Origin of the sequence: Bacillus sp. ok061 (assembly GCF_900108285.1) — a bacterium.
In the GTDB taxonomy this organism is placed as follows: Bacteria; Bacillota; Bacilli; order Bacillales; family Bacillaceae_G; genus Bacillus_A; species Bacillus_A thuringiensis_S.
On sequence record NZ_FNUW01000015.1, the window covers coordinates 56,439 to 80,275 of the forward strand.

Here is a 23,837-nt window from a genome sequence, read left to right on the forward strand (position 1 = left end):
TATTGCGTCGTTATCATATAAGAAAAAAGACATCAATTAAGATGTCCTTTTTTCTTTGTAAAATTGGTGTTAAGAAGGTATAACCTATGAATAATATAACAATCATCGAGTAAGTTTATTATAGCAGCGATAAATAGGGTTTTTATATGTAATATTACATATATATAGATTTATTTATGTTTTATTTGTATATTTTAATTGTCTGTTCCTTGTTTTAATTCGTTTAGTTATATTATTTTTTGAGTGCTCCAGCAATGGAGCCTTTTTTTAGTATTCTATTTTGATGATGTTCCATAAGATTAGCACCTTTTAAAGCTGTTTTTATATAAAAAGCCTTTAACTTGTAATTATAGCTATAGGCTCTAAGTGTCATACTTTATAGTTTATAAAATCTTATAAGAAGAATAACCAGTATTTTATATAGAATTTATCCCGCTATTTGCCGGGCTGCCTGTAAACGCCCAAGTGGTGAGAGCTGATTAAAGTTTCACTTTATAATGTTTTTTATCCAATTTGGAATTGAAAATGTACTAGCTTGATAATGAAGCTAGGTTATTAGAAGTGAAAAATTTTAGTTTTATTATAATTAATAGAAATGAAAGTAGTGTAAATATAAATCCACTCCAAATAAGTTGATGAATACCTAAGTTTGAAATGAACCAGCCTCCAATAGTTGTTCCTAGAGTAATTCCGAGATTTGAGAATGAAACGAATAGGCTATTACCAAATTCGGGTGCTTCTCTTGCTTCACTTATTAACCATGTTTGACCAACAATTAATCCACCAGCATGCACGATTCCCCAAATGAATACCATAAAAATCATTGGAACAAGATAAGAACCTAAATAATAAACCAATATGTAAACAATAGAATATAAAATAGGGAACGATATTACTGTATTTACTATGCTTCTTTGCAAGAGACTACCAAATAAATGATTGCCTAAAATCATAACTATACCAAATATGAATAGCATGATACTGATGAGAGATCCATTCATGGAAGTTACTTTTGCAAGGTACTCGGCGAAGTAGCTGTATACGGAAAACATAGCTGCAAAAAGGAATGTGATGGTTAAAATATTTAACCATAATCCTGGTTTGCCGAGTATACGAATTTGTTTGCCGAAAGACATTTTTTCTTTAACGGGCATAGAAGGAAGTGAGATTAGCATTCCAATGAATGCAAGGGCGTTAATAAGCGCTCCGAATAAGAAAGCAATTTCTAATGAAAATTGATCTGCAAGGTAAGAGGTTAATGGTACACCTAGTGCAAAGCCAACCGTAATTCCCATGAAAACTTTTGTAACCGCTTGACCACTCTTTTCAGGAGGGGCAAGTTTAGCAGCTGTTACAAGAGCGATTGAAAAGAAGAGTGGGTGAAGTGCTGCTGGTAAAATACGAAAAACAAGCATGATTTCAAATTGTGTTGTATAAGCGTAGATTATATTTGAAATAACAAAAACAAAGATGACTGTTAATAAAATTATTTTGCGATTAATACTAGAAATGAGCAGAATTAAAAACGGACCAGAAATAGCAACGACTAGTGCGAATATACTTACTAAAAATCCTGCTTGTGCAGTTGAAATGCCAAATTTCTGAGTGATTTGTGGTAATACGCCGACAATACCCATCTCGGTAGTAATAATTCCAAACACCCCTATTGCTAGTGTAAGAATAAGTAAAGGACTTACTTTTTTCATTTGTAAAACTCTCCATTCTTATTATTATTTTGAAAGTAAAATCGATTTATTAACAAAGAAATGAGCATGATTGGATGTCAATAGTATTAGAATTATGTAATGTTAAATACAAAGACAGATATCTAAATAACTAGATATGATATGTTAAAAAAATGCTCCTTTCTATGTTTCTTACTTTTATAGGTAGCGAAGTTTTAAAAAGAATGTATTGGACAGCTATATAAAAGTAGAATGTGTGAAAGCAAATAATCAATTGGTAGGTTGATTATTTGCTTTCATTTTATAATTCGTTTTGAACGTATTCAGAAAACTCTCGTATTGTTTTTTCATTTCGGCGATAGTAGGTCCATTTTCCAATTCGGTCAGATTGTAGTAAACCTGCTTTTTTCATAGTTAATAAATAACTAGAAATAACCGATTGGGCTAAGCCAGTTTTAAGCTGGATATCTCCTACGCACACTCCAACTTGAAAACTAAGGCCTTGCTCTAGATAAGCTTTTTCATCGAAATGGTTTTCTGGATTTTTCAACCATGATAAAATTTGACATCTTGTTTCATTTGACAATGCTTTATAAATTAATAAAGGTTCCATAAGGATATTATATCTACTTTTATAGATTTGTAAATGGGTTTGTGTGATTTTAAGGGAAGAAGGTATAGTTGATCCCCTCGAATAGGAACAGGGTGCTCTTGATCTGTACCTTTTGTAAAGGACATTCTAAAAAAAGTTAGGCAACCTAAAAAAGATGATTTCTGTATGCAAACAGGAGTCATTTTCTTTAAATTCTATTGATAGCAAGAGTGATTATAGTACGTCATATATTTCTTAATTTCATGTGTTAACTGAACAAACGATTCACATGAGTTTATATATGCTGCATCGGTTAAAGTATTACAGGCAAAAATGATAGTATTGTTAGGTTTAAGCATGTTGTTGCCTAGCTATCAATGGCGGATTCCTAAGAAGAGTAATAATAAAACCCAACTGAAGATTTAAGAAAAATTTTATGTTTATCCCACTCTTTATTTTAAAAGTTTTTCCTATCCTATAAATGACTTACATCATGAAGGAGACTAAAAAAGACAAAGTCATAGATGAAAATGTAAAGTTAGGGGATTCTACATGCATACAGGAGTTTTGATTAGTTATTTGTATACGTATTTTTTTACTATAATTTTTTGTATTGTGTTTCAAATTGGATTTTATTTTAAAGCGAAAAACAATATATCTATTCGGCATTTTTTATGGGTGTATGTTTTTCTATTCTACCTTTCGCTAGTGTATAAGGTGACGCAAATCGCGACTGTATGGGATATAAGTAGATATGAAACGTGGATTCGTGTAAGTCAAATCAACTTGACTCTATTTGATACGGTAGGTAGTACTACGTATCTTTTGAACATTGTACTGTTTATGCCGTTAGGTTTTTTATTACCGACTATTTGGCCGCAGTTTAGAAAGATAAAAAACACCGTATGCGCGGGATTCTTTTTTTCATTGGCAATTGAGTTAAATCAATTACTAAATAATAGAATTACAGATATTGATGATTTATTTACGAATACCCTTGGGGCAATTATTGGGTATGTCTTATATAAAGTATTATATACAGCGTTATTTAAATTGATATTGAAAAGAGAGGAAAAAAAGCTTGATACAAACTCGTCTCTAGTCATAAAATACGAGGCTGTTTTTTGTTTAGTGTGTTCATTTGTAGGTGCGATGTTCATTTATTATCCAGCTTTATTTGGAAGACCTGTAATCATTCAGTGAGGTGAGTATGAATTTCTTTTGAACGCTCGAGCGATATTTCAATTTGTAAAAAGCCTTTAACTTGTTATAGTTAAAGGCTTTTATCATCATAATTTTTACTTACCAATTACCCACTCTAACATCCGCCTTCAACCACTTCACCCAATCCAAATCCTCTACCTTAAGCAAACTGAGAGAAACACCCTTCATATCTAAAGAAGTCAACAGCGTACCAACCTTTACGAACTCCACATGTAATCCTTCCAGTTCACACAAACGGCGAATGTCATTTGCGAAAATGTATTGTTCCATTAATGGAGTTGCGCCGAGTCCATTAATAAGGATAGCGAAGTTGTCTCCTTTTCTCCAGCGGTAAATGCTTTTTAGTTTGTTCATTAGTTCAATCGCTAATATTTCAGAAGAGGATAGTGCTTCTTTACGGTAACCTTTTTCGCCGTGGATACCGACGCCATAAAAAACTTCGTCGTCGTGTAATGTGAATGAAGCTTTCCCCTTCATGGGATCATTGGCAGGTGAAAGGGCAACTCCTAATGTGTGTAAGTTTTTAATGACAGATTGCCCAAGCATTGTTAATTCTTCTAAAGAGTGACCTTCGAGAGCGGCCGCACCAAGTATTTTTTGAACAAAAACAGTACCAGCGACGCCGCGTCTTCTTTTATTAAAAGAAGCATCATCTTCAATTGAAACGTCATCATTTACGATGATGTGGTCAATTTTTCTTCCGTCTGCTTTCGCGATTTGTTCTGCTGCTAAAAAGTTTGCTACGTCATCTTTAAAGTTTTTGATGATGAATAAAATACTTTTATCTTTTGGTATGAGGCGAGTTGCTGCTACAATTTGTTCCACTGTAGGCGGAGTGAAAATACAGCCATTTACTGCCGCCGTAAGCATTCCTTTTCCTACATAGCCAATATCAGCTGGTTCATGTCCGCTACCACCGCCGCTTATAAGGACAACGTTTTGCTTCAGTTTTTCAATATCTTTTACATAAATGATGTTATTTGTTTCGTCGTAATTTACTTTGTCGTTATGTTCAAAATAAAAGCCATGCAGCATATCTTGAACGATATTTTGTACATCATTCATAATCTTTTTCATTGCTTTTGCCACCCTTTAATTACTTTGCTGATTGCTCAAGTAATAGTAGTAATTGATTGTTTATCATATTTTTCATGAGAGAAGACATAATGGATGGATTTACTTCGCACTTGCTTTCAATCCAATCTTTTATCGTTCCAACGAAGCCGTGACTATAAAAGGAGGCAATCGTATTTTTCGTTTCAATAGAAAGAGTTAAGCCACAGTTCACGGATAGTTCATCAATAATCTTCATATATAAGTTTTTCGTATGCTCAAATAAATAGTGATTAAACGAGTTTTGCTCAATGACTTTAAAAGCATTTCGGTAAAATTTTTGATTTTCATAAAAGTAATCAAATAATAAATCGAAAATATTTTCCCATGTTTCATAGTCGAGAAAGTCGATAATGTTTTCCTTCGTTTCTTCTCTATAAATCCAGCTTAATAGTTCAAATTTATCTTTAAAATGATAATAAAAAGTTTGCCTACGCATTTGACAGTGTAACATAATATCGCTCACTGATATTTTATGAAACGATTCTGTTTCCATTAAATATTTCAATGAGTTCGCGATTATCTTTTTAGAAATTATAGAAGAGGTCATGTGGATCATCCCTAGAATGTTATTAATATGAAAATCCTACCGAGAAATGAGAGCGGTGTCTTTAGACAGATTGTCCATTTTGTCCGTTTACTATAAAACGCTTTCATTTTAACATGAGTAGTAAGAAGAAGATTTCAAATATATCACAATATATTAAAGGAATTGAGGGAGAATCACAATGAAAAAGATTATAAACAAACCAGAAACATTAGTAATGGAAATGTGTAACGGAATGGTTATGGCTCATCCAGAGCTTGAGCTTTTGAAAAAATATAAAGTCATTAAGAAGAAAGAAATGAACGAAAATAAAGTAACGTTAATTAGTGGCGGCGGTAGTGGTCATGAGCCAGCGCATGCAGGTCTAGTCGGAAAAGGAATGTTAGATGCGGCAGTGTGCGGAGATGTGTTTGCTTCTCCTTCACAAATTCAGGTGTATCAAGCAATTAAAGAAACAGCGAGTAAAAAAGGTACGTTATTAATTATTAAAAATTACAGCGGCGATATTATGAATTTCAAAAACGGAGCTCATTTAGCGACGGAAGATGGAATTGAAGTAGATTACGTAAAAGTGGACGATGATATTGCGGTAGAAGATAGCCTGTACACAGTAGGACGCCGCGGCGTTGCGGGCGTTATTCTCGTTCATAAAATTGCCGGCGCAGCAGCGGAAGCAGGTATGGATTTAGGAGCGGTGAAAGCTGTAGCGGAAAAAGCAGCGGCTAACGTGCGTACAATTGGTTTAGCATTAACGTCTTGTACAGTTCCAGCGAGCGGATCACCTACTTTCACACTTGCGGAAGATGAAATGGAATACGGCGTAGGTATTCACGGCGAACCAGGAATTAAACGTGAAAAAATGTTGTCAGCAGATGAACTAGCGAACCGTATGACAAATGATCTTGTAAAAGATTTAGGAGTAAAAGATGGCGAAGAAATTGCGCTTCTAGTTAACGGTTTTGGCGGAACACCACTGCAAGAACTTTACTTATTTAACAACGCAGTGACGCGAGAACTAGCTGCTAGAAACATTAAAATTAATAGAGTATTTGTCGGTAACTATATGACGAGTATCGATATGGCTGGTATGTCTTTAACAGTAATGAAATTAGATGATGAGCTAAAAACATTACTATCGAAAGAATGTAATACACCAGCGTTTAAAGTAGATGGACCAGTTGAAAGTGTTGAGTACGTAAATGTGCTTGAAGAGACAGAAGAGAAGGAAGTTTCCTTTGAAATAGAAACAGCGGAAGAGCACGCTGTTATAAAAGATAATGTCATTACATTAAACAACATGATTTATCTCGTTGATAAAATGAGCGACGTTATTATTAAAAATGAAGTACCGTTCTGTGAGCTAGATACGCATGCTGGCGACGGCGACTTCGGAATGAGTGTTGCAAAAGGATTTAAGCAATTAAAACGTGAGTGGCATTCTATTGTAGAACAAGAAAACGTAACGATCGGATCATTCCTTGACGGTTGTTCGATGATTATTATGGAACATTGCGGCGGCGCATCTGGTCCAATTTGGGGTGGTGCATTCCGCGCAGCTAGTAAAGCAGCGGGCGAAAAACGTGAGTTAACAGTGAAAGAGTTCGCTGAAGTGTTGCAGGCAGCACTTCACGGTATACAATCTATCGGTGAAAGATCATTCGGTAGAGGAGCAGTAGTTGGTGACAAAACACTTGTTGACGCACTTGCTCCATGTGTAGACTCTTGGTTAGCTAGCGCTTCAAACGAAGAAGACGTAAAAACTGCCTTTGAAAAAGGTGCAGAAGCAGCAGTTAAAGGAGCAGAGTATACGAAAGAAATCGTAGCTCGCATGGGCCGCGCTGGTACAGTTGGCGAAAGAAGTTTAGGATATCCAGATGCAGGTGCACATGCGCTTGGGGTTATCTTTACGGAGATTGCGGGTAGTTTGAGATAGAAATTGGAAAGTCCCTCTGCTTTAAGGTGGAGGGATTTTTATATAGTTGATATGTAGAAGACTTCTTTCGGTTCTTTCTCTGTAAAATATGAGTTTGTTACTATTTTTGATAAAACATTATTTCAAAGCGACACTTAATATTTCTCAACATGCATATATTGAAAATAGTTAGAAAATTTAAGATAATCATTTATGAAGAAATATATTATAAAAAAAGGGGGAATTTATTTTGTTACGTCGCTTATCTATTTGTACAGTACTAACAGCTTTTATATTTACTTTATTTACATTTAATGGCTCTGCTTTCGCGGCTACGAATGCTACTGAAAATGAAAATGTAGTAGCAGCTTGTGCAAAGGGAGGTACGGTAGGTGTATATGGTGCAAAGATGCGCAGTGGTTATACTGTCGATTCACCTGTCTTACATACATTTAATGATGGTACGAAAATTACTGGAACATGGGTAACTGGTGAATATGTTCAAGGTCATTACAGTAATTCTAAACAGTGGTTAAAAGTTACATATAAAGGGATGACAGGTTATGTATCCCATACAACATTATATAACGTTTGCTCATAAAACTATGTACCATAATAGCTTTGGATATATTGAGCTAATCTCTTCTAGAGATTAGTTCTTTTTTTATCTCTTAGTTTTTAATGGGGCATTTTTTGAAAAAGACCAACGATTCATTAAATCGATGGTCTTATGTTTATCCCGCATTAACGGGCAGTAAGACCCACACCTCAAAATTCAGCGGAAGCAAAGAAGTTAGGTGGAGGATCAACTGCCCGTAAACGCCCGATTGGTTCAACTAATAATCAGTGGGGGATGAACAAAACCCCCACTGATTAAAGTTTCACTTTATATATTATTCATTTGTATCTATATCAAATTTTCCGGTACTTTTTGCTTATTTGAGAGATTTCTTCAATCAAATTGTATTTTAGACTTAGTTTTTTTGTGATTGCAGCTTATCAATTTTCCAGTATGTTTGTAGAGGGTCTAAAGAGCTTTCAATATAAAACATATATTCATCTACGGTACGTGGTACTTCAAAAGCTATTTTCAATTCTACCGTTTCATTTGGTTTAACTTGTATATCAGAAGGGTTTTGATCAAGTACCTTTCCTTTATAGGCCTTTCCGTCTTTTTCATCTTTTAAGTTATATTTTAATTCTGATAGTCCAATCGTTTGACCTCGTACATTTTTTACAGAGACATTAACAATGATGGAATCGTTGCTATCATTTAAATATGCACTTTGAACGGCGGTCAAGTAATAGCCTCCCTTAACACTCTCACCAACTAATAAAATACCTTGTTCCAAGCGGCTCATATCTTCCTTTTCTTCAAAGTTTATTAATTCTTCATTTACATTTTTTGCGCTTGGTTCTTCTATTGGAACATTTTCAACGGCACTATCTGTTTTATCTTGTGTGCAAGCAGCCGTAACACTGACTAATACTAGAATGAAAGTAAGTAATATAGATAATTTTCTCATAAAATTTATCTGTCTCCTTAAGTTTCTCAATTTTGTGCAACTATACATATAAGATTAACATAATGTCTCATTATTGGCTCAAAATAGGTGGTCTTTTAAACAACTTATTCTTTTTACTTTTAATATACATTCGATTGGTTCTCGCGATATTTGTTAATCTTTTAAAACATTGGCTTAGTAATACCGAGGGTTATTATAGATATATTAATCATGTAATTTGTCCATATCAAAATGAACGTTTTTTGCATCTAATATATTGTAAATAGATTTTATTTTGAAAGGATGTGATTATATGGCCCATAAATCTACTGGAGTGTTTCGAGTTCCAGTCTCTGAAAATGGGATTATTCCAACTGCTCTCAACATTATGCTAAACAATGATTCACGTTGCCATACTAGTAATGTAACGGTAACTGTTAAGAGAAGTCGAAACACTTTTTTCCCAACTCAAAATGAATTAGTTGAAATCTCTCGTACTTTTGTTTCTTTAGAACCAAACAGAACAACTAAGATTGTGTTATTTACTCCAGAATTCCAAATAGAAGATTTTCTTGATGTCATCATTAGTGGAAATAAAGAGGATGTTAAGGATGTTCTTGTATATTCTTTCTTAGCAGATTCAGTAGGTCACAATCTGCCATCTACTGTTTTCAGAAATGCAGAATACACTTTTGCTTGCTGACACAGTGATGATATATTCTTTACTGTCGTATATCTGAATTGAAATGTTGCAAACAGCACTTCAAGGCATATAATCTATCGTTGAAAGATCATTCGGCAGAGGAGCGGTAGTTGGTGAAAGAAGTTTAGGATATCCAGATGCAGGTGCACATACGCTTGGGGTTATCTTTACGGAAATTTTAGGTAGTTTGAAATAGAAATTAAAAGATCCCTTCTACCTTAAGGTGGAGGGGGTTTCTTAATATTGTTTTTTGATATATATTGCTAAATATGTTCCAATAATTCATTCTATTGTATTGAGAATAATGTCATCTACATCAAAAAAACGGCTTATAAAAGGAACTAGTATTTGATGTGGGTTTATTAACGAATTTTATATATAGCATGAATGAAAATGAGATAAATAAAACAATATTCCCTATTATGTTTTTAAAAATTAATTGAGCAGCTCCTTGTAAAAATAAAGAAAAGACACCTAAAGGTGCCTTCCGCCGACTTAAATTAATTTTAATATTATCGATCTAAGTTTAAAAGCTGTAGGGATTTTTTCTGTGGGTTTTGTAAGTAGTTTTTACGAAATTATGAGTGTTTTTTATTTTGTATTTCAATAAGTTCATCTGGTAGCATTTTTGTATAATATTCTTTTTCTGTTAGTTCAAATATAAATAATGCTTTTTTCCAGTTATAAATAACATCTTCTACATTATGTTGTTTCATTTTTAATAAACACTGACCTTTTAAATAGAATAGTTCACCTAGTAGGTATAAAGTATTTAGATTAATTGCTAATTTGATACCCTTATCAATGTACTTTATTGCCTCTTCATATTGATATGTGAAGTCGAAACATTTTGCTAAATTTAACATGAGTTTTAATTTAATTTCTTTATCTTTAGGAAAATCTAACTTATTAAAATTAGTTAAACATCTTTTGAATATATTAATACTTTTTTCATATTCTTTATTTTCCGCATAAAATATAGCCATTGTTTGCATAATATCTATTTCTCTTTCTGATAAAAAATCAGAATTAGTTAAAGTCAGTTTTAATGCATTATTTAAAAAATCTAAAGCAGTTTTTATTGATTTATCCACCACAAATATAGCAATTGCTTCATGCCATATTAGAAATTGTTTCTCATCTTTTGTTTGAAAATTATTTAAGTTTTTCTCTTTTTTTACTATTTCATAAAGTTCTTTATATTGTTTTTGTTTTAAGCAATCTTTTATTACGTATTTTACGTTTTCTACATATTTTAATCTTTTGTTTTGAGTTAGTGCAAATATGTTATTCGGATCAATACCAAGTCTTTCTGATAATTGATATAACAATATACTAGATGGATAAATCATACCTTTTTCAATCTTGCTAATTTGACTTTGTGAACATATTCCATGACATAATTCGGATTGTGATATATTTTTTTTAATTCTAAGTTCTTTAATGGTAATACCCAAATCGTTAAATTCCATTTTTCCACCTACTATTTAGCACTTTATTAATATAAGAACATTCTCTAACCTTAATGTAATGTAAAATTAATATAGTTGCAATTATTGTTTTAAAGGGCTTATCGTTTCTATAAGATGGTGAGATTTTTTTATGTACAAAAAAGACACCCTAAGGTGCCTTTCGTCGACTTGAACCACGTTCATTTAATATAAACCTATCTGTATTTTCACATGCTTTTCCAATTCCTCTATTTTCCATTTGATAAAATGAAATCCTAATATTACCAATAATTAAATAAATATTTCTACATATTCAAGATATTTACATAAATTACAAAAGTGATACATTTAAGTTGTAAGTTATAAAAACTATTAAAGGGGGATTTATTATGTTCAAGAAATTAGTAGTAGGAGCGTTAGCAACAGGTATTGCATTAACAGGAGGAATTGGGGCAGCTTCAGCTGATACGCAAAAAGCTGTGAGCTCTCCGAAACAAGCAACATGCTCAATTCCTTATGAGTATTCTAACGGTAAGTTCAAAAGAACTCTTTATTACTCAAATGGAGTATATGCTAATAGTTTTAATGAAAATGTTTGTGGCGGGACGATTACGTGGTATTTAAAACATGTTCAAAATGGAGTTGCTTTTTACGAAGGTAATTTAAAATAGTAGATTTTTTGAACCTCATTTATTGAGGTTCTTTTATTTTTAGTTTTTAAACTGATTCTCTATAAAAAAGGCACCCTAAGGTGCCTTCTTGCGATTTGATCCATCGTAATATGGTATTGGATGCCAATCCAATTATTATTTTACCACGTTAAGTAGTTGCGGTTATTGAGAAACAATAAAACTCTTTATTTGAATGAAAAAAGCCCTAGGGGGACTAGGACTTTTTTCTAGAATGAATATGATTTAAAAAAGGACTTATATAACGTAACATATGAATGTTTCGTAAATGTATCAAAAAAGTGAACAAAAGCGTTAATTTAAATAAAAAAAGCTCCGCGATAAGAGCTGCGGAGCTTCATAAGGTCGAGTTATGTCGTACTCACAAGGGATTTTAACATGGATGTTGTGGTAAAAATACTGGTAAATTTATCCCGTAAAAGCCCGATTGGTTTAACTAATAATCAGTAGAGGATGAATAAAACCCCACTGATTAAAGTTTCACTTCATTCGAAGGAATTCATGTTTTATAAATTAGATTATGATAGTTGATATTCTCCATATTGACCAGAAAAGAACTAAAAATTCTAGTGAAATTCCCAGTGTTCGTTTCCTAGTTTTTTGAAATTCTTTTATTAAATAGCCAACAGCACTAATTGCTATAAGAATGAAAAGAATAAGTTCGAGTGTAACTGGCATTTTATCTACTCCTAATACAATAATTTATTATATAAAGATTATAAGATATTTTTATGGCTAGTGGTGAAAAATTCAATAGAACTATTTCTAAATGGATGAAATGTTTCAACAGACCAATCAAAGGTTAATACAACAAGTGTTATACAATATACGCATGGAGGGCCATCGGGCTGAAGAAATATTGGAGTATAAAGAGTTGTTAGATTAAAGGATTATTACCGAAGAAGAGTTCGAAGTGTAGAAAAAGTAATTATTAGGTATATAGATGAAACGCTCAGATGAGCGTTTTTTTATTTGTATATTCGCAAGTAAAACAACATAATATCACTATGAATCCTTATAACAATATGAATTTTTGCATATTTTAAAATTCGATATATCCCTCATAAACTTTTAATTGTATAATATATTTTGTCATATTTTTAGATTTTTCGACATAAACCAACAAAAATAGAGAACATATTGGGAGAAGAAATTATGTACACAAAACTATTAAAATCAATTACATCACTATCACTTATTGGTGGTGCGTTGTTATATACAAATGGCAGCGATGTAAAAGCTGCTGAAGTGGGTGTTTTTTCTGATGTGCCGACATCACATTGGTCATATCCTGCGATTAAAGATTTAGCGAGTAAAAATATTATTTCAGGTTATGGAAATGGGATATTTGGTTTTGGAGATGTTGCGACAAGGGAGCAAGTTGCGGCTTTAATTTATCGAGTGTTAGTACCGAATAAACAAGGTGGTTCGTTTAGTAATGATGGAACTCGTTACGTATTAAAGGATGGATCTACGTTTAAAAATCCTTACGGTGATATTAATCAAAGTTCTACAATGTTCCCAGAAGAGGTATTAACTTTAACGAATTTAGGAGTTTTTAAAGGTGATGAAAACGGCCAGTTTAGACCGAAAGCTTCTGTGAGTCGTGCGGAAATGGCACAAATTCTTACGAATGCTTTCCATCTTGCGGCTAAACAAAAACATACATTTAAGGATGTTCCAAATCCATTTTGGGCAGAAAATGCAATTAGTGCGGTGCAGTCAAATGGAATCGCAGATGGCACAGGGAACGGGAATTTTGAACCGTATGGCACAGTAACACGTGAACAGTATGCGCAGTTTTTATATAAAACTTTGAAATATAAAAATGTTGATGTGAAAGATACAGGAGATGCGGCATTATTAACAGCGTTTAAAGAGGAAGTACAAAAGCGTATTAATACGTATGAAACGACTATTACACTTCCATATAAAACGAAAAATAATAATACAGACGAAGTGATGAATACACTTTTTAACGCATATAAAGAAGTTGCAAGTAAAAATGAGTATACAAATTATAATAGATCGAATGTTTCATATGGACTTTCTGGATCACCTGGAAATTATACATTTACGCTTAAGATTACATATCGTGAAACGAAAGAACAGACGGAATATGTCATGAAACAAGCGAAAGCAATCGTTTCTTCTATCACTCAAGTTGGAATGGATGATCACGAAAAAGTGAAGGCGATTCATGATTACGTAGTAAAGCATGTTTCTTATGATACGTCTTATAAAGCTTACACAGCATATGAAGCACTTGTAAATCGTTCTGCGGTTTGCCAAGGTTACGCACTATTAACCTATCAATTATTAAAAGAAGCAGGAATTGAAAATCATTTCGTGACAGGAACTGGGGACGGACAACCTCATGCTTGGAATTTAGTGAAAATCGAAAACAAATGGTATCACCTTGATACAACATTCGATGATCCGGTTCCAGATGAGCAGGGCCGCGTAACGTATTCGTATTTCAATTTATCAGATGAACAAATCTCAAGAAATCATGAGTGGAACCGCGGAGACTATCCGCAAGCTACAACAAATTATTATAGTACACTGACAAACAAAATTGCGGCAGGTAGTAAGAAAACGCCTGCATATCAGCAAATATTAAAAGATACAAAGCTAAACTATTTAGGAAATGAATATATTGCAAATAACTATACCGAATTAAAAAATAAAATGCAGCAGCGTTATAGTGCAAAACCAGAGAAAATTGAAGTGCTGTACAAGCAATCAATGAATGGTGCACTGCAAGATGTGAAAAAGGTAATTGGCGAAATTGATTATCCGCAAGGGGCAAATCGTGTTTCTTATAAAGCGGAGCCTTATAATGCGAAAGAAGGGTATTCTTTAGTGACAATTACGTTTACGTATTAAGAATGAAGAAAAAGCATCTGTTTCAGATGCTTTTTTTTATTATATTAATTCGACAAAATATGACAAATGAAAGCGAATTGGTCTGTTATGATAATTTTTTGAAATTTTACATTTTGGAGGATTAATCATGAATAAAAAGAAGATTATTGCTGCGTTAATAGGAATTGTAGCCTTATTTGTAATTATTAATGTAGTTGTTACGAAAGAGAAAAAGACATCAACCAGTGAAAAAATGTACTCTGAGAAAGAATATAATAAATTAGTGGATGAACATTTTGAAGAAACACAAAAGTTGAAAATTGATATGAGTGTATTAGAAACTGAAAAAAAATCTCTTGATGCGCAAGTGAAGAAGTTAAAAGATGAGTTAGCGAAAAAAGAGCAACAAGTAGCGCAGTAGCCGGTTCAACAAGAACAACCAAAGCAAGAGCCACAACAACCAGCACCAGCGCAACAGCCGGAAAAGAAAGAAGAGCCAAAACCGGAACAACCTACTGGATCATTCGAAAACCCTATGAAAAGCATAAACAAAACAGAGGCAATGAATAAAGTAAAGGAAAAGGCGAAGCAAGACTTCCAAGATGACTATATGACACAAAACTTTGTTGCGGAGGAACAATCAAAAGCATTTGATTTCTTAAACAGTATTGAAATTAAATCACAAGAAGAATTAAATGTAATGAAGAATGCATTGAAAGATTTTTCTAACGACTTTATGACCACGAAGTTTGTTTATGAAGAGCAAATGAAGGCGAAGAATAAGCAAGGGTAATACAAAAACGCTATCTTTTAAAAAGGTAGCGTTTTTTTTATGGATTATAAAGTTATTCCTACATTTGACATATACAGTCTGACTGTATAAAATGAAACTATACAGTCGAACTATATAGTTTGGCTATATATTTATCGTTACATTGGAGGTCTTTATGAATAGAGATAAAAATTTACCATTAACGGAAACAACGTATTACGTACTTTTAGCTTTATTAGAACCAGCCCATGGTTATTTAATTATGCAAAAGGTAGAGGAACTTAGTAATCATCAAGTGAAAATTGCAGCGGGTACACTGTATGGTGCGATTGAAAATTTATTAAAACAAGGATTAATAGAATCGGTAAAAAGTGAAGATAAACGCAGAAAAGTGTATGTCATTACGGAACGAGGGAAAGAAGTATTGCACTTAGATTTTATGAGAATGCAGCACATTATTGAGGTTACAAAAAGCCTATTACATGTATAGTTAGGGGGAAACGATGATGTGGAGATTGAAATTCTTTTTAGACTTTGAGAAAGAGCAAAAATGGTTAGAAGAGATGGCTTGGAAAGGTTATCAACTAGAAAGCAATACATTTGGTTATACATTTAGATATACAGAACCCGAAGATGCGACGATTAAAATAGACCATAGAGTATTTAGCAGAAAAAGTGATTTTATTAATTACTGCACACTATTTGAAGATAGTGGGTGGGAGCATATAGCCGGTAATAGGTGGTCAGGTACGCAATATTTTAAAAAGGTAGATGAAGAAAGTGAAGATGACATTTTTTCAGATCCAATGTCACGAGCAGGGAAGTATAAACGTCTATCTAAAACATTTTTAGAATTAGCAATCTGTTATTTGCCGATATTATTTTTATTTATGTATAGTAATACAATGAATTTAGGAGCATTTGTAAATCCGAAAGAACTATACTTGACGCCAGGGTTATGGGATAAGCAAGGTGTATCATTTCTATGGTCATTCTTATTTGAAACGCCATTTGCATTAATGAGAGGACTTTTTTTGACATTTATCCCCGTTTCGACATGTATGTTTTTCGTTTGCTCGTATAAAGCAAATCGGTTGTATGAAGAGAGAAGATGATAGGATGGATCCCCTTAAAGCTAACGCTTTGAGGGTTTTTTTTAAAATGTATAAATAGGTAATTTAGTAATTATTAACATTAATTCCTTTTGTTTGTGTTTAAATGTGATATAATTTTGATAATATTTCTTAGGAGGATGATTACCATTAATATACTTTTAGGTATTATTGGAGCGATTGTTTTACTTGCTTTTGTTATCCATCCAGGAGTCCCAGACAAACGTGTTCCTCTACAAAATAAACTTGCAGTGATCCTTCCATTGATTGTTATATCTGGTTTAATTTCCTTGTATATATAATTAAAACAAGTACTTATCAAGTAACATTAAGATAGGTAGAGAAGTATATATGCTTTTCTACCTATGCGTAGTTTAGTAAAAATGCTCATCAACTTTTTCACCGCTATTGTTCTTTTGTTAATTGCTGCATGGATTGCAAAAGGACCTAATATAGAAGACCAGCATAAATAAAACATTGTATTTCTCAATAAACAAAACAACTAAACATAGCTCAAGTCGGAGGAAGGCACCTTAGGGTATCTTTTCTTTTTTATAAAAAAAGCAAATTGTACGTCTAGACGCATTTTAAACACAAAATAACCGATTCCTTATATGTTAAGAAACCGGTTATTTATTTGCCTACTTTTTTAGAGGACTTTTTCTTGTAATGGTTTTAAATGATTGATTTAAGGTTATACACTTAAATCATAAATAAAAGATAGAGTAAAAACTATATAAGAAATAAATGTAACGAAAACAAGAAAACATATAAACTGAGAATTAGATACATATTGTTCTATTCTTCTTTTCATGTTAATTCGTATTATTTTTCAAATGTGAAGTATCAATTGGAATTTGAGCTTTCCAAGAACCAATTACTTTTCCAATTCTAGTTATATTTACGTCTAAAGTAAGAGGCTGTTTAAAAACGTCTTTTTCTTCAGTAGTTATAACAAATGTAGAAACACCTTCAGGTCTATCATTATCACGAATGCCTATTTTATCTAACTTTTTACCTGCGGCCATAAGTTCAAAAGGAAGACGATCATCTGAATCATGGATAAATGATAGTCTCCCGTCATTTTTAATCTCAGGGTTTTCCTCTTGTTGCCCATTAATTTTACCATCACTTTCAAGATCTAATCCTGATGTATCAAATTCAAATGGTACCAAATTACCAGCAGCTTTTTCCATTCTATAATGAACTGATATACGTGCATCTGCGATAAATACTTCTTTGAGATGTACAGTAATACCTTGATCTGTAATTTTTTCATCAATAGGAATATATTTACCATTCTTCATCATATCTTGTATGACACCATTTTCATCTCCTATTCCTTCATTTACAACTTTATCATTTGTAATTGCATCAGAAAAATATGAAGCAACATTTGTAGCCGCCACTTGTACTTGTGGAATCATTGCTGTTGTGAAAAGTGCTGTAGCAGCTACTGCTGTATAAATGAAACGTTTTGATTTTTTACTCATGTTTGTAAAGAGTCCCTTCTTTTGTTGTTTTTTGTGATTTATATTAGAAACATTGTCTAACTTGGAACGATTTTCAAATGTTTTCCATGCTTGTTCTATATCAATTTTGATTTCTTGTGGTGAATTTGCAGATTCTTCATCTAGCATTACGTTTTCCCATTGATTTAATCTATTGATTTCTACTAATAAATCTTGGCATGCTTCACATGTATCTAGGTGCTTTGTGAATTCCTTTCTTATATCATGAGAAAGTTCTCCATCAATATATGTTTGAATAAATCCGATATCATAACATTTCATTTGTTATGCCTCCTCCATTTGTTTATAAACCTTGCGAAATTTCATTTTGGCTCGGACCAATAATGTTCCAATAGAAGATATTTCAATTTGAAGTATTTCTGCAATTTCTTTATATTGAAAACCAGAGAATTTCATTAGTAAAAGGCTTCGTTCTCGATCATTCATTTTATTTAGTATCGTTTGGACCTTTGTAATTTCTTCTTTTCTTATCCAATCATCGTCTAATGATGAAACATTTTGTACTTCATGGTATTGTATTTCTTTATCAATCTTCGCTTGCTGTCGTTTTTCAGATCGAAAATGGTTATAAGCTACATAAGTAGAAGATTTAATCAACCATCCAGGTATGTTTTCAATTCCTTTCCAATCGCTACGATATAATTGTAAAAATACTTCTTGTGCTAACTCTTCAGCGATAGATTGATTTTTAACAATCCAGATGATTTGTTTCACAGCGTAAGCATAGTACTGATTAAATAAATCTTCGAAGGTCATATCAGAAGCATGACTTTCTTCATTTTCTATGGTTAACATGTTCGTTTAAACCTCACTTTCAATTTGATACCTGTATTATAGAGAAACCAGAAAAACGGATTTTGTGACAGTTTTTCTGGATATTTTTTTATATTTTTTATCCCGCATTAACGGGCAGTAAGACCCCCACCTCAAAATTCAGCGTAAGCAAAGAAGTTAGGTGGCGGGCTGCCCGTAAAAGCCCGATTGGTGGGGGCTAATAATCAGTGGGGGATGAACACACCCCCACTGATTAAAGTTTCACTTTATTTTGGCATATTTTAAGTCTTCTATTTTCATGAATATGTATAATTACATAAAATTTTAGTGAAAAAGAGAGTATACTTTCGTATTGTGTAATAAAGATAAAGCCCGCCTACGGAAATAGGCGGGCTTTTTTTACATATAAAGAAAAGACACTCACATGAGTGTCTTTTCCGATAGTTTTTTAGCAGAAGCAAGCAGCTCCAACGATGATTAATAAAATAAACAATACAACTAATAAAGCAAATCCTCCAGCGAAGCCACAGCCGCCACAACTACCACCAAAGCCCATAACAGTTCCTCCTTTTAATAGGAAGGGAAAACCAAGGGGTCACTCATGTTTTTTAACGGATTCCATTTACTTTATGCTTTTACGAATAAATGGAGCAGGTCCTTTTCAAAATAGATTTATCCCGCCATTTGCTGGGTAATCAGACCCCGATTGGTGAGGGCTGATTAAAGTTTCACTTTATTCTTTAAAAGCGAATAAATGAAAAATAAAATATCCAAAAATATAGATGGAAATTCGCTTTTATACCTTTCACTAAAAGAATACTAACATTATATATTATAAGGAATACTTGTCCTTAATTGTAAATGAAAGGGGGGCATTGGTATGAGTTATGGCTATGGTCACCCTCCGAAAAAATGTTGTGAACATCACAATGAGACTTTATCAACGGGTGTATTACGTAGACATTCCGCTACGTTGTTTCTTACTGTTGAGGCTATGAATGTTGATCCAGATGATACTCGTAGAGTAACTGTTGAAATGTTTGATTGGTCATCTGGTTCTCCGGTATTGTTACCATTAATAGACCCTTCAACACAAACATTGCCACCTAATCGATATGTTACTTTTCGTTCAGCAGCTCTTCCTCCAGCACTGTTTGCTTATGAAGTAAGAATCATTCGTCCGAAAGATAGAGATGTTGTTACGAATGTTTTTGGTCTTAGTGCAATCGTATTTAACCCACAAGAAGGAAATAATGTTTTACAACATGATTTAGCAAAATTAGACCTTAAGTAGATCTTATAAAAGTCTATTTATTGGGCATGATTAAAAAAAGAGTAGGATGTAATCCTACTCTTTTTTTACGTTAACTAGAATTTTAAAAGAAATCCTTCATCATTTTAGCGTCTTTGATGTTCACGATCACGCCTTCAACTTTATCTTTCTTCTCATCTTTGGCAATTGTAATTTGTTCCTTATTATCAACCCAAACAAGAAACTCTTCTTTTTCGTCATCTTTATATGTAACGGTTATAGTAGAATGCACAGATTGTTTCTTTTTTTGATCTAAAGTGATAGTTTTAGGTGTTCCATTTTGAACTGCTGAAACGATAGATTTTATCATTTCTTCATTATCTGTTTGAGATTTGGAAGTAGTATGATTTGTTGTTTTCAGTATTTCAATGTCTGTAATATTTGCGGAGTTTAATTGAAAGGTATTTTGTGTATGTTCTTGCTTAACTTGTGAAGATTTATCTGTAACCGAGGTACTTGTACAACCTATTAAAGTGAAAGATAGAGCGGTTAGAGCGCATATAGATATGATTTTTTTCATATTATCCCTCCTTACGTTCAATTATAACAATTTTCCGTTAATTTAGGAGGTTATTGTAAGTAGAAGATGTTTTAAAGTGGTAAATGATGTTGTTTATTTTCTATTAAAATCAAAATTCACATAACTTTTTTTGAATTTTATGTTTAACATTTCGAAAATAGGTGTACTACATATAATATAACAAATAATTCATTTTAAAGGAGGAAGTTAAAGATGGAAACGAAGTATAGTAAACCTTTTGTATATGAATTTATTACGGAGAAAGAGGTCATGAATGCAGCGAATGATCTCGTGAAGAAAGGAATAGAACAAAAAGATATTTACGTATTAACACACGAGAAAGATAGGACAGATAGAATTGCAGACAATGCAGACGTGAATACAATTGGGATAAAAGAGGAGGGACTTGGGACAAGCATTATTAACGTCTTTCAAAAAACAGGAGATCAGTTAAGAAATAAGATGCAGGAGTTAGGGCTTAATGAGGAAGAAGCGAACTTTTATGAAGAAAAGCTGGATGAAGGGAAAATCTTGTTATTCGTTAAGGATTTAGAAAGAGTCGGTGAATGGTTACAAGAAAGAAGATGCATGTATTCTATTTAAATTTGTATCCTTTAAATCTATAAATCTATTCCGAAAAGGAGATGGGAAATATGAGTGAGAGCGGGCTAAAAGAACAAATTACGGGTAAAGTTGAAAAGAAAAAAGGACAAATAAAAGAAGGAATTGGTGAAGTTACAGAAGATAGAGAGTTGAAAAATGAAGGGAAGTGGGAGAAGACGAAGGGAACTATAAAAGAAAAAGTCGGAAAAGTGAAACAAAAGATAAGCGATGAGTTGGATAATAAAGAATAATACATTTTCATCAAGCTTTGGTTACATACCAAAGCTTGATGAATCCAATATAAAACGAATATAGGAGGTTTAATTGTGGGACTTATTATTACGTGTATTGTAGGTGGACTTATTGGTGCGTTAGCTGGAATGATTACAGGAAAAGACTTTCCTTTAGGTATAGTTGGTAATGTAATTGCTGGATTAATCGGATCTTGGGTAGGTAGTGCGTTATTTGGTCACTGGGGTCCTGAATGGGGAGGCATTTTTGTTCTTCCAGCGTTATTAGGTGCAATCGTCTTTATTTTAATCGTTACATTCTTCTCTAGAATGCTACGGAAAGCGTAAGTATGATAATGAATAGTAATCTTAAGTTTATTATATATAGCTATAAAGTTAAAAGAGTGATAAATATACATAAAAAAGCATCCAATTAAAATAATTTGGATGCTTTTTTAATGTAATCTGCATAGGAAAGAGTGGGGATGAAGAACCCCCACTCATTGAAATTACACTTTCTATTATGTATTAAACCGTCGTTACTTTTTCACAATTATTTATCCTTACGACTTGCCTTGGTTCTATATGAGATAAGTTCTCGTTATTACCTATATCAACTACAATTGTATTCGTTAGTATGTTAATAATGGAACCAACTAATTTTGTAGCATGATCGTGTCGATAAGAAAATTGAACAAAATCTCCCTTTTTAAAGTTGTGCTCTTCCATAGATAGATCCCCCTAAAAATAATGTTTATACATTATACATACACAAATTTATAAAGTTTAAACATTTGGTAGTATTTTTTTAGTATTAAGCTGAGAAAGGTGTAGAAAATTTATTTATCCCGCTTTAATGGGCAGTAAGACCCCCACCTCAAAATTCAGCGAAAGCAAAGAATTTAGGTGGGGAATCAACTGCCCATAAAAGTCCGATTGGTTCAACTAATAATCAGTGGGGGATGAAGAAAACCCCCACTGATTAAAGTTTCACTTTATAATTAAAATGAAAAAATATGTTTAAAACTAATTTTTAAGGGTAATTAAATAGTAGTAGTTTGAGATAAGGGGGCGGAAATGATGAATTTGGCAATAAATATTTTGCAAAATGATTTAGGTTATACGGTACAACTTAATGGTGAAATTGATGCCTATACGGCATCAGATTTGAAAAATAAGATTATGCCTATTGCAAGTGAAAAAGAGGTTCATATTGTAGTAGATTTTCATAACGTAGATTATATGGATAGTACAGGCTTAGGAGTTTTTATAGCTTTATTAAAAGCAGTTAAGAAAAATGATGGGAAGCTAGAGTTTACTGGTGTGTCTAAAAGGCTAAAAAGATTATTTGATATTACAGGGCTAACAGAAATATTAAATTTGAATTCCGATTTTGAAAAAGTAGAAAGAAGGTGACTAGGGATGATGGAGAGATTTGAAAAGATAGAAATGAAAATTCCTGCAAAAGCAGAATATGTGGCTATTATTCGTTTAACAATGGCTGGTGTTGCGAATCGAATGGGCTTTGCTTATGACGATATAGAAGATATGAAAATTGCTATTAGTGAAGCATGTACAAACATTGTACAACATGCATATAAAGAAGACGTTGGAGAAATTACAATTGTCTTTGGCTTATATGAAGATCGATTAGAAATTATGGCTGCGGATAATGGAGTTAGCTTTGATTTTAATAGCTTAAAAAGTAAAGTTGGTCCGTATGATATTAATAAACCAGTAGAGCATTTGCCAGAAAATGGTTTAGGTTTATATTTAATCAATACGTTAATGGATGATATACAAATTATGCATGATGAGGGCATGACAGTTTTAATGACAAAATATATACAAAGAGAGCAGGTGGAGAATGATGGAAATCCAATCTCAACCTACAAATCTTACTAAAGAAGACGTTATTAAACTAATTGTAGACTTCCAACAAAACCAATGTGATGAAGCACAGGAAAGATTGGTTAATCACTATAAAAATCTTGTATACTCCATTGCATATCGCTATTCAAAAGGTGGGCCGATGCATGAAGATATTATACAAGTAGGAATGTTAGGGCTCTTAGGTGCAATAAGAAGGTATGATTATTCGATAGGGAATGCTTTTGAGCCGTTTGCAATACCTACGATAGTAGGCGAAATAAAGAAATATTTACGTGATAAAACTTGGGGTATTCACGTTCCAAGGCGAATTAAAGATTTAGGCGGGAAGATTAAACTTGCGATAGAGGAGCTAACAGATCGTTTGCAGCGTTCACCGAAGATTATAGAGATTGCAGATCATTTAGGACTATCCGAAGAGGAAGTGCTAGAAATTATGGCTGCGAAAAATAATTATCGCGTATCTTCCTTAGATGATGTAGTTGAAAATTCATCTGATGGCAGTTCGGTAGCGAGGATTGAATCTGTAGGTGAAGTAGAGCAAGGATATGAAGAGACAGAAAGGCGTCTCGTTTTAGAGGATATTTTTAACGTATTAAATGATACGGAAAAGAGTGTTATCCATTATATATTTGGAGAAAATTTAAATCAAAAAGATACAGGGGAACGGTTAGGTATTTCGCAAATGCACGTTTCTCGTATTAAAAGACAAGCGATAAGTAAATTGAAGCAAGCCGCATTTTTAGATACATAAAAATTTAAAAGAATTATGTTTAAAACATGAGAAAAGGGGTAGTTATTAA

28 protein-coding genes and 2 pseudogenes are annotated in these 23,837 nt (G+C 32.9%); 18 read left to right on the forward strand and 12 right to left on the reverse strand.

All coding sequences use genetic code 11. From position 1 onward, the window contains the following. Positions 1-530 precede the first annotated feature (530 nt). The 3 genes and pseudogenes from C4S65_RS19555 to C4S65_RS35295 form a co-directional block, all read right to left on the reverse strand. Complete coding sequence (locus C4S65_RS19555; RefSeq protein ID WP_000757911.1) at positions 531-1,706, reverse strand: MFS transporter; 1,176 nt, start codon at positions 1,704-1,706, stop codon at positions 531-533. 280 nt (positions 1,707-1,986) lie between these two features. Further along, the gene (locus tag C4S65_RS19560; RefSeq protein ID WP_000433538.1) at positions 1,987-2,298 is read right to left on the reverse strand and encodes a helix-turn-helix transcriptional regulator; all 312 of its coding nucleotides are present in this window, start codon (positions 2,296-2,298) and stop codon (positions 1,987-1,989) included. A gap of 194 nt (positions 2,299-2,492) precedes the next feature. Then, positions 2,493-2,594, reverse strand: a pseudogene (locus tag C4S65_RS35295) (TetR family transcriptional regulator); the annotation flags it as partial. A 235-nt stretch (positions 2,595-2,829) separates the two neighbouring features. Between C4S65_RS35295 and C4S65_RS19570 the strand changes: the two are divergent. Then, the gene (locus C4S65_RS19570; RefSeq protein ID WP_000556849.1) at positions 2,830-3,480 is read left to right on the forward strand and encodes a VanZ family protein; all 651 of its coding nucleotides are present in this window, start codon (positions 2,830-2,832) and stop codon (positions 3,478-3,480) included. Between the two features lie 99 nt (positions 3,481-3,579). On the opposite strand, the gene dhaQ is transcribed toward C4S65_RS19570, so the two are convergent. Together dhaQ and dhaS are read right to left on the reverse strand one after the other, a co-directional pair. Further along, entirely contained in the window at positions 3,580-4,578 is a 999-nt protein-coding gene (gene dhaQ, locus C4S65_RS19575; protein WP_086406491.1) for a DhaKLM operon coactivator DhaQ, read from the reverse strand. 19 nt (positions 4,579-4,597) lie between these two features. Next, complete coding sequence (dhaS, locus tag C4S65_RS19580; protein ID WP_000204218.1) at positions 4,598-5,164, reverse strand: dihydroxyacetone kinase transcriptional activator DhaS; 567 nt, start codon at positions 5,162-5,164, stop codon at positions 4,598-4,600. A gap of 178 nt (positions 5,165-5,342) precedes the next feature. On the opposite strand from dhaS, the gene dhaK reads away from it, so the two are divergent. After that, positions 5,343-7,094 (forward strand): dihydroxyacetone kinase subunit DhaK, encoded by a 1,752-nt coding sequence (gene dhaK, locus C4S65_RS19590; protein WP_086406492.1) that lies wholly within the window; start codon positions 5,343-5,345, stop codon positions 7,092-7,094. Positions 7,095-7,323: 229 nt separating this feature from the next. Further along, complete coding sequence (locus C4S65_RS19595; RefSeq protein WP_000946191.1) at positions 7,324-7,674, forward strand: SH3 domain-containing protein; 351 nt, start codon at positions 7,324-7,326, stop codon at positions 7,672-7,674. Between the two features lie 373 nt (positions 7,675-8,047). On the opposite strand, the gene C4S65_RS19600 is transcribed toward C4S65_RS19595, so the two are convergent. Continuing rightward, the gene (locus tag C4S65_RS19600) at positions 8,048-8,599 is read right to left on the reverse strand and encodes a DUF4352 domain-containing protein (RefSeq protein ID WP_001228906.1); all 552 of its coding nucleotides are present in this window, start codon (positions 8,597-8,599) and stop codon (positions 8,048-8,050) included. A gap of 292 nt (positions 8,600-8,891) precedes the next feature. Here C4S65_RS19600 and C4S65_RS19605 point away from each other — a divergent pair, with 292 nt between their 5' ends. After that, complete coding sequence (locus C4S65_RS19605; protein WP_000940659.1) at positions 8,892-9,281, forward strand: hypothetical protein; 390 nt, start codon at positions 8,892-8,894, stop codon at positions 9,279-9,281. 76 nt (positions 9,282-9,357) lie between these two features. Further along, positions 9,358-9,477 (forward strand): DAK2 domain-containing protein, encoded by a 120-nt coding sequence (locus tag C4S65_RS35300; protein ID WP_071713771.1) that lies wholly within the window; start codon positions 9,358-9,360, stop codon positions 9,475-9,477. A 382-nt stretch (positions 9,478-9,859) separates the two neighbouring features. On the opposite strand, the gene C4S65_RS19620 is transcribed toward C4S65_RS35300, so the two are convergent. Continuing rightward, the gene (locus C4S65_RS19620) at positions 9,860-10,753 is read right to left on the reverse strand and encodes a helix-turn-helix domain-containing protein (protein ID WP_086406493.1); all 894 of its coding nucleotides are present in this window, start codon (positions 10,751-10,753) and stop codon (positions 9,860-9,862) included. A gap of 368 nt (positions 10,754-11,121) precedes the next feature. Between C4S65_RS19620 and C4S65_RS19625 the strand changes: the two genes are divergently transcribed. From C4S65_RS19625 to C4S65_RS34495, 6 genes and pseudogenes are all read left to right on the forward strand, one after another. After that, complete coding sequence (locus C4S65_RS19625; RefSeq protein ID WP_000473814.1) at positions 11,122-11,403, forward strand: LCI fold-containing protein; 282 nt, start codon at positions 11,122-11,124, stop codon at positions 11,401-11,403. 1,173 nt (positions 11,404-12,576) lie between these two features. Next, entirely contained in the window at positions 12,577-14,310 is a 1,734-nt protein-coding gene (locus C4S65_RS19640; RefSeq protein ID WP_086406494.1) for an S-layer homology domain-containing protein, read from the forward strand. Between the two features lie 127 nt (positions 14,311-14,437). Continuing rightward, positions 14,438-15,082: pseudogene (locus C4S65_RS19645) on the forward strand (hypothetical protein). A gap of 154 nt (positions 15,083-15,236) precedes the next feature. Further along, positions 15,237-15,551, forward strand: coding sequence for a PadR family transcriptional regulator (locus tag C4S65_RS19650; protein WP_001078058.1), 315 nt, complete (start codon positions 15,237-15,239; stop codon positions 15,549-15,551). 13 nt (positions 15,552-15,564) lie between these two features. After that, positions 15,565-16,176 carry a DUF2812 domain-containing protein gene (locus tag C4S65_RS19655; RefSeq protein ID WP_003306448.1) on the forward strand — a complete coding sequence of 204 codons (612 nt, stop codon included), beginning with the start codon at positions 15,565-15,567 and terminating at the stop codon, positions 16,174-16,176. Positions 16,177-16,313: 137 nt separating this feature from the next. Then, positions 16,314-16,475, forward strand: coding sequence for a hypothetical protein (locus C4S65_RS34495; protein ID WP_000628514.1), 162 nt, complete (start codon positions 16,314-16,316; stop codon positions 16,473-16,475). Positions 16,476-16,988: 513 nt separating this feature from the next. Here C4S65_RS34495 and C4S65_RS19660 read toward each other — a convergent pair. From C4S65_RS19660 to C4S65_RS19670, 3 genes are all read right to left on the reverse strand, one after another. Further along, positions 16,989-17,966, reverse strand: coding sequence for a DUF4179 domain-containing protein (locus tag C4S65_RS19660; protein WP_086406495.1), 978 nt, complete (start codon positions 17,964-17,966; stop codon positions 16,989-16,991). 3 nt (positions 17,967-17,969) lie between these two features. Beyond that, positions 17,970-18,500 (reverse strand): RNA polymerase sigma factor SigX, encoded by a 531-nt coding sequence (locus C4S65_RS19665; RefSeq protein ID WP_086406496.1) that lies wholly within the window; start codon positions 18,498-18,500, stop codon positions 17,970-17,972. Between the two features lie 427 nt (positions 18,501-18,927). Continuing rightward, the gene (locus C4S65_RS19670; RefSeq protein WP_000505670.1) at positions 18,928-19,035 is read right to left on the reverse strand and encodes a YjcZ family sporulation protein; all 108 of its coding nucleotides are present in this window, start codon (positions 19,033-19,035) and stop codon (positions 18,928-18,930) included. 324 nt (positions 19,036-19,359) lie between these two features. On the opposite strand from C4S65_RS19670, the gene C4S65_RS19675 reads away from it, so the two are divergent. After that, entirely contained in the window at positions 19,360-19,773 is a 414-nt protein-coding gene (locus C4S65_RS19675; protein WP_000120211.1) for a hypothetical protein, read from the forward strand. A gap of 82 nt (positions 19,774-19,855) precedes the next feature. On the opposite strand, the gene C4S65_RS19680 is transcribed toward C4S65_RS19675, so the two are convergent. After that, complete coding sequence (locus C4S65_RS19680) at positions 19,856-20,311, reverse strand: hypothetical protein (protein ID WP_061668080.1); 456 nt, start codon at positions 20,309-20,311, stop codon at positions 19,856-19,858. A 213-nt stretch (positions 20,312-20,524) separates the two neighbouring features. Here C4S65_RS19680 and C4S65_RS19685 point away from each other — a divergent pair, with 213 nt between their 5' ends. From C4S65_RS19685 to C4S65_RS19695, 3 genes are all read left to right on the forward strand, one after another. After that, positions 20,525-20,914, forward strand: a complete 390-nt coding sequence (locus tag C4S65_RS19685; protein WP_000448818.1) for a general stress protein — start codon at positions 20,525-20,527, stop codon at positions 20,912-20,914. Between the two features lie 50 nt (positions 20,915-20,964). Next, positions 20,965-21,165, forward strand: a complete 201-nt coding sequence (locus tag C4S65_RS19690) for a CsbD family protein (RefSeq protein ID WP_000004259.1) — start codon at positions 20,965-20,967, stop codon at positions 21,163-21,165. A gap of 75 nt (positions 21,166-21,240) precedes the next feature. Further along, the gene (locus C4S65_RS19695; protein ID WP_000522903.1) at positions 21,241-21,492 is read left to right on the forward strand and encodes a GlsB/YeaQ/YmgE family stress response membrane protein; all 252 of its coding nucleotides are present in this window, start codon (positions 21,241-21,243) and stop codon (positions 21,490-21,492) included. 180 nt (positions 21,493-21,672) lie between these two features. Here C4S65_RS19695 and C4S65_RS19700 read toward each other — a convergent pair whose 3' ends face one another. After that, entirely contained in the window at positions 21,673-21,873 is a 201-nt protein-coding gene (locus tag C4S65_RS19700) for a hypothetical protein (RefSeq protein WP_000391002.1), read from the reverse strand. Between the two features lie 348 nt (positions 21,874-22,221). Between C4S65_RS19700 and rsbV the strand changes: the two genes are divergently transcribed. The 3 genes from rsbV to sigB are packed head-to-tail and all read left to right on the forward strand — an operon-like array spanning position 22,222 to position 23,788. Beyond that, the gene (rsbV, locus tag C4S65_RS19710; protein WP_003306453.1) at positions 22,222-22,560 is read left to right on the forward strand and encodes an anti sigma b factor antagonist RsbV; all 339 of its coding nucleotides are present in this window, start codon (positions 22,222-22,224) and stop codon (positions 22,558-22,560) included. Between the two features lie 6 nt (positions 22,561-22,566). Next, positions 22,567-23,049 (forward strand): anti-sigma B factor RsbW, encoded by a 483-nt coding sequence (gene rsbW / locus C4S65_RS19715; protein WP_000970580.1) that lies wholly within the window; start codon positions 22,567-22,569, stop codon positions 23,047-23,049. After that, on the forward strand, positions 23,012-23,788 hold the full coding sequence (sigB, locus tag C4S65_RS19720) for an RNA polymerase sigma factor SigB (protein WP_103945406.1): 777 nt from the start codon (positions 23,012-23,014) through the stop codon (positions 23,786-23,788). The genes rsbW and sigB overlap by 38 nt, the downstream gene beginning before the upstream one ends. Positions 23,789-23,837: the final 49 nt, after the last annotated feature.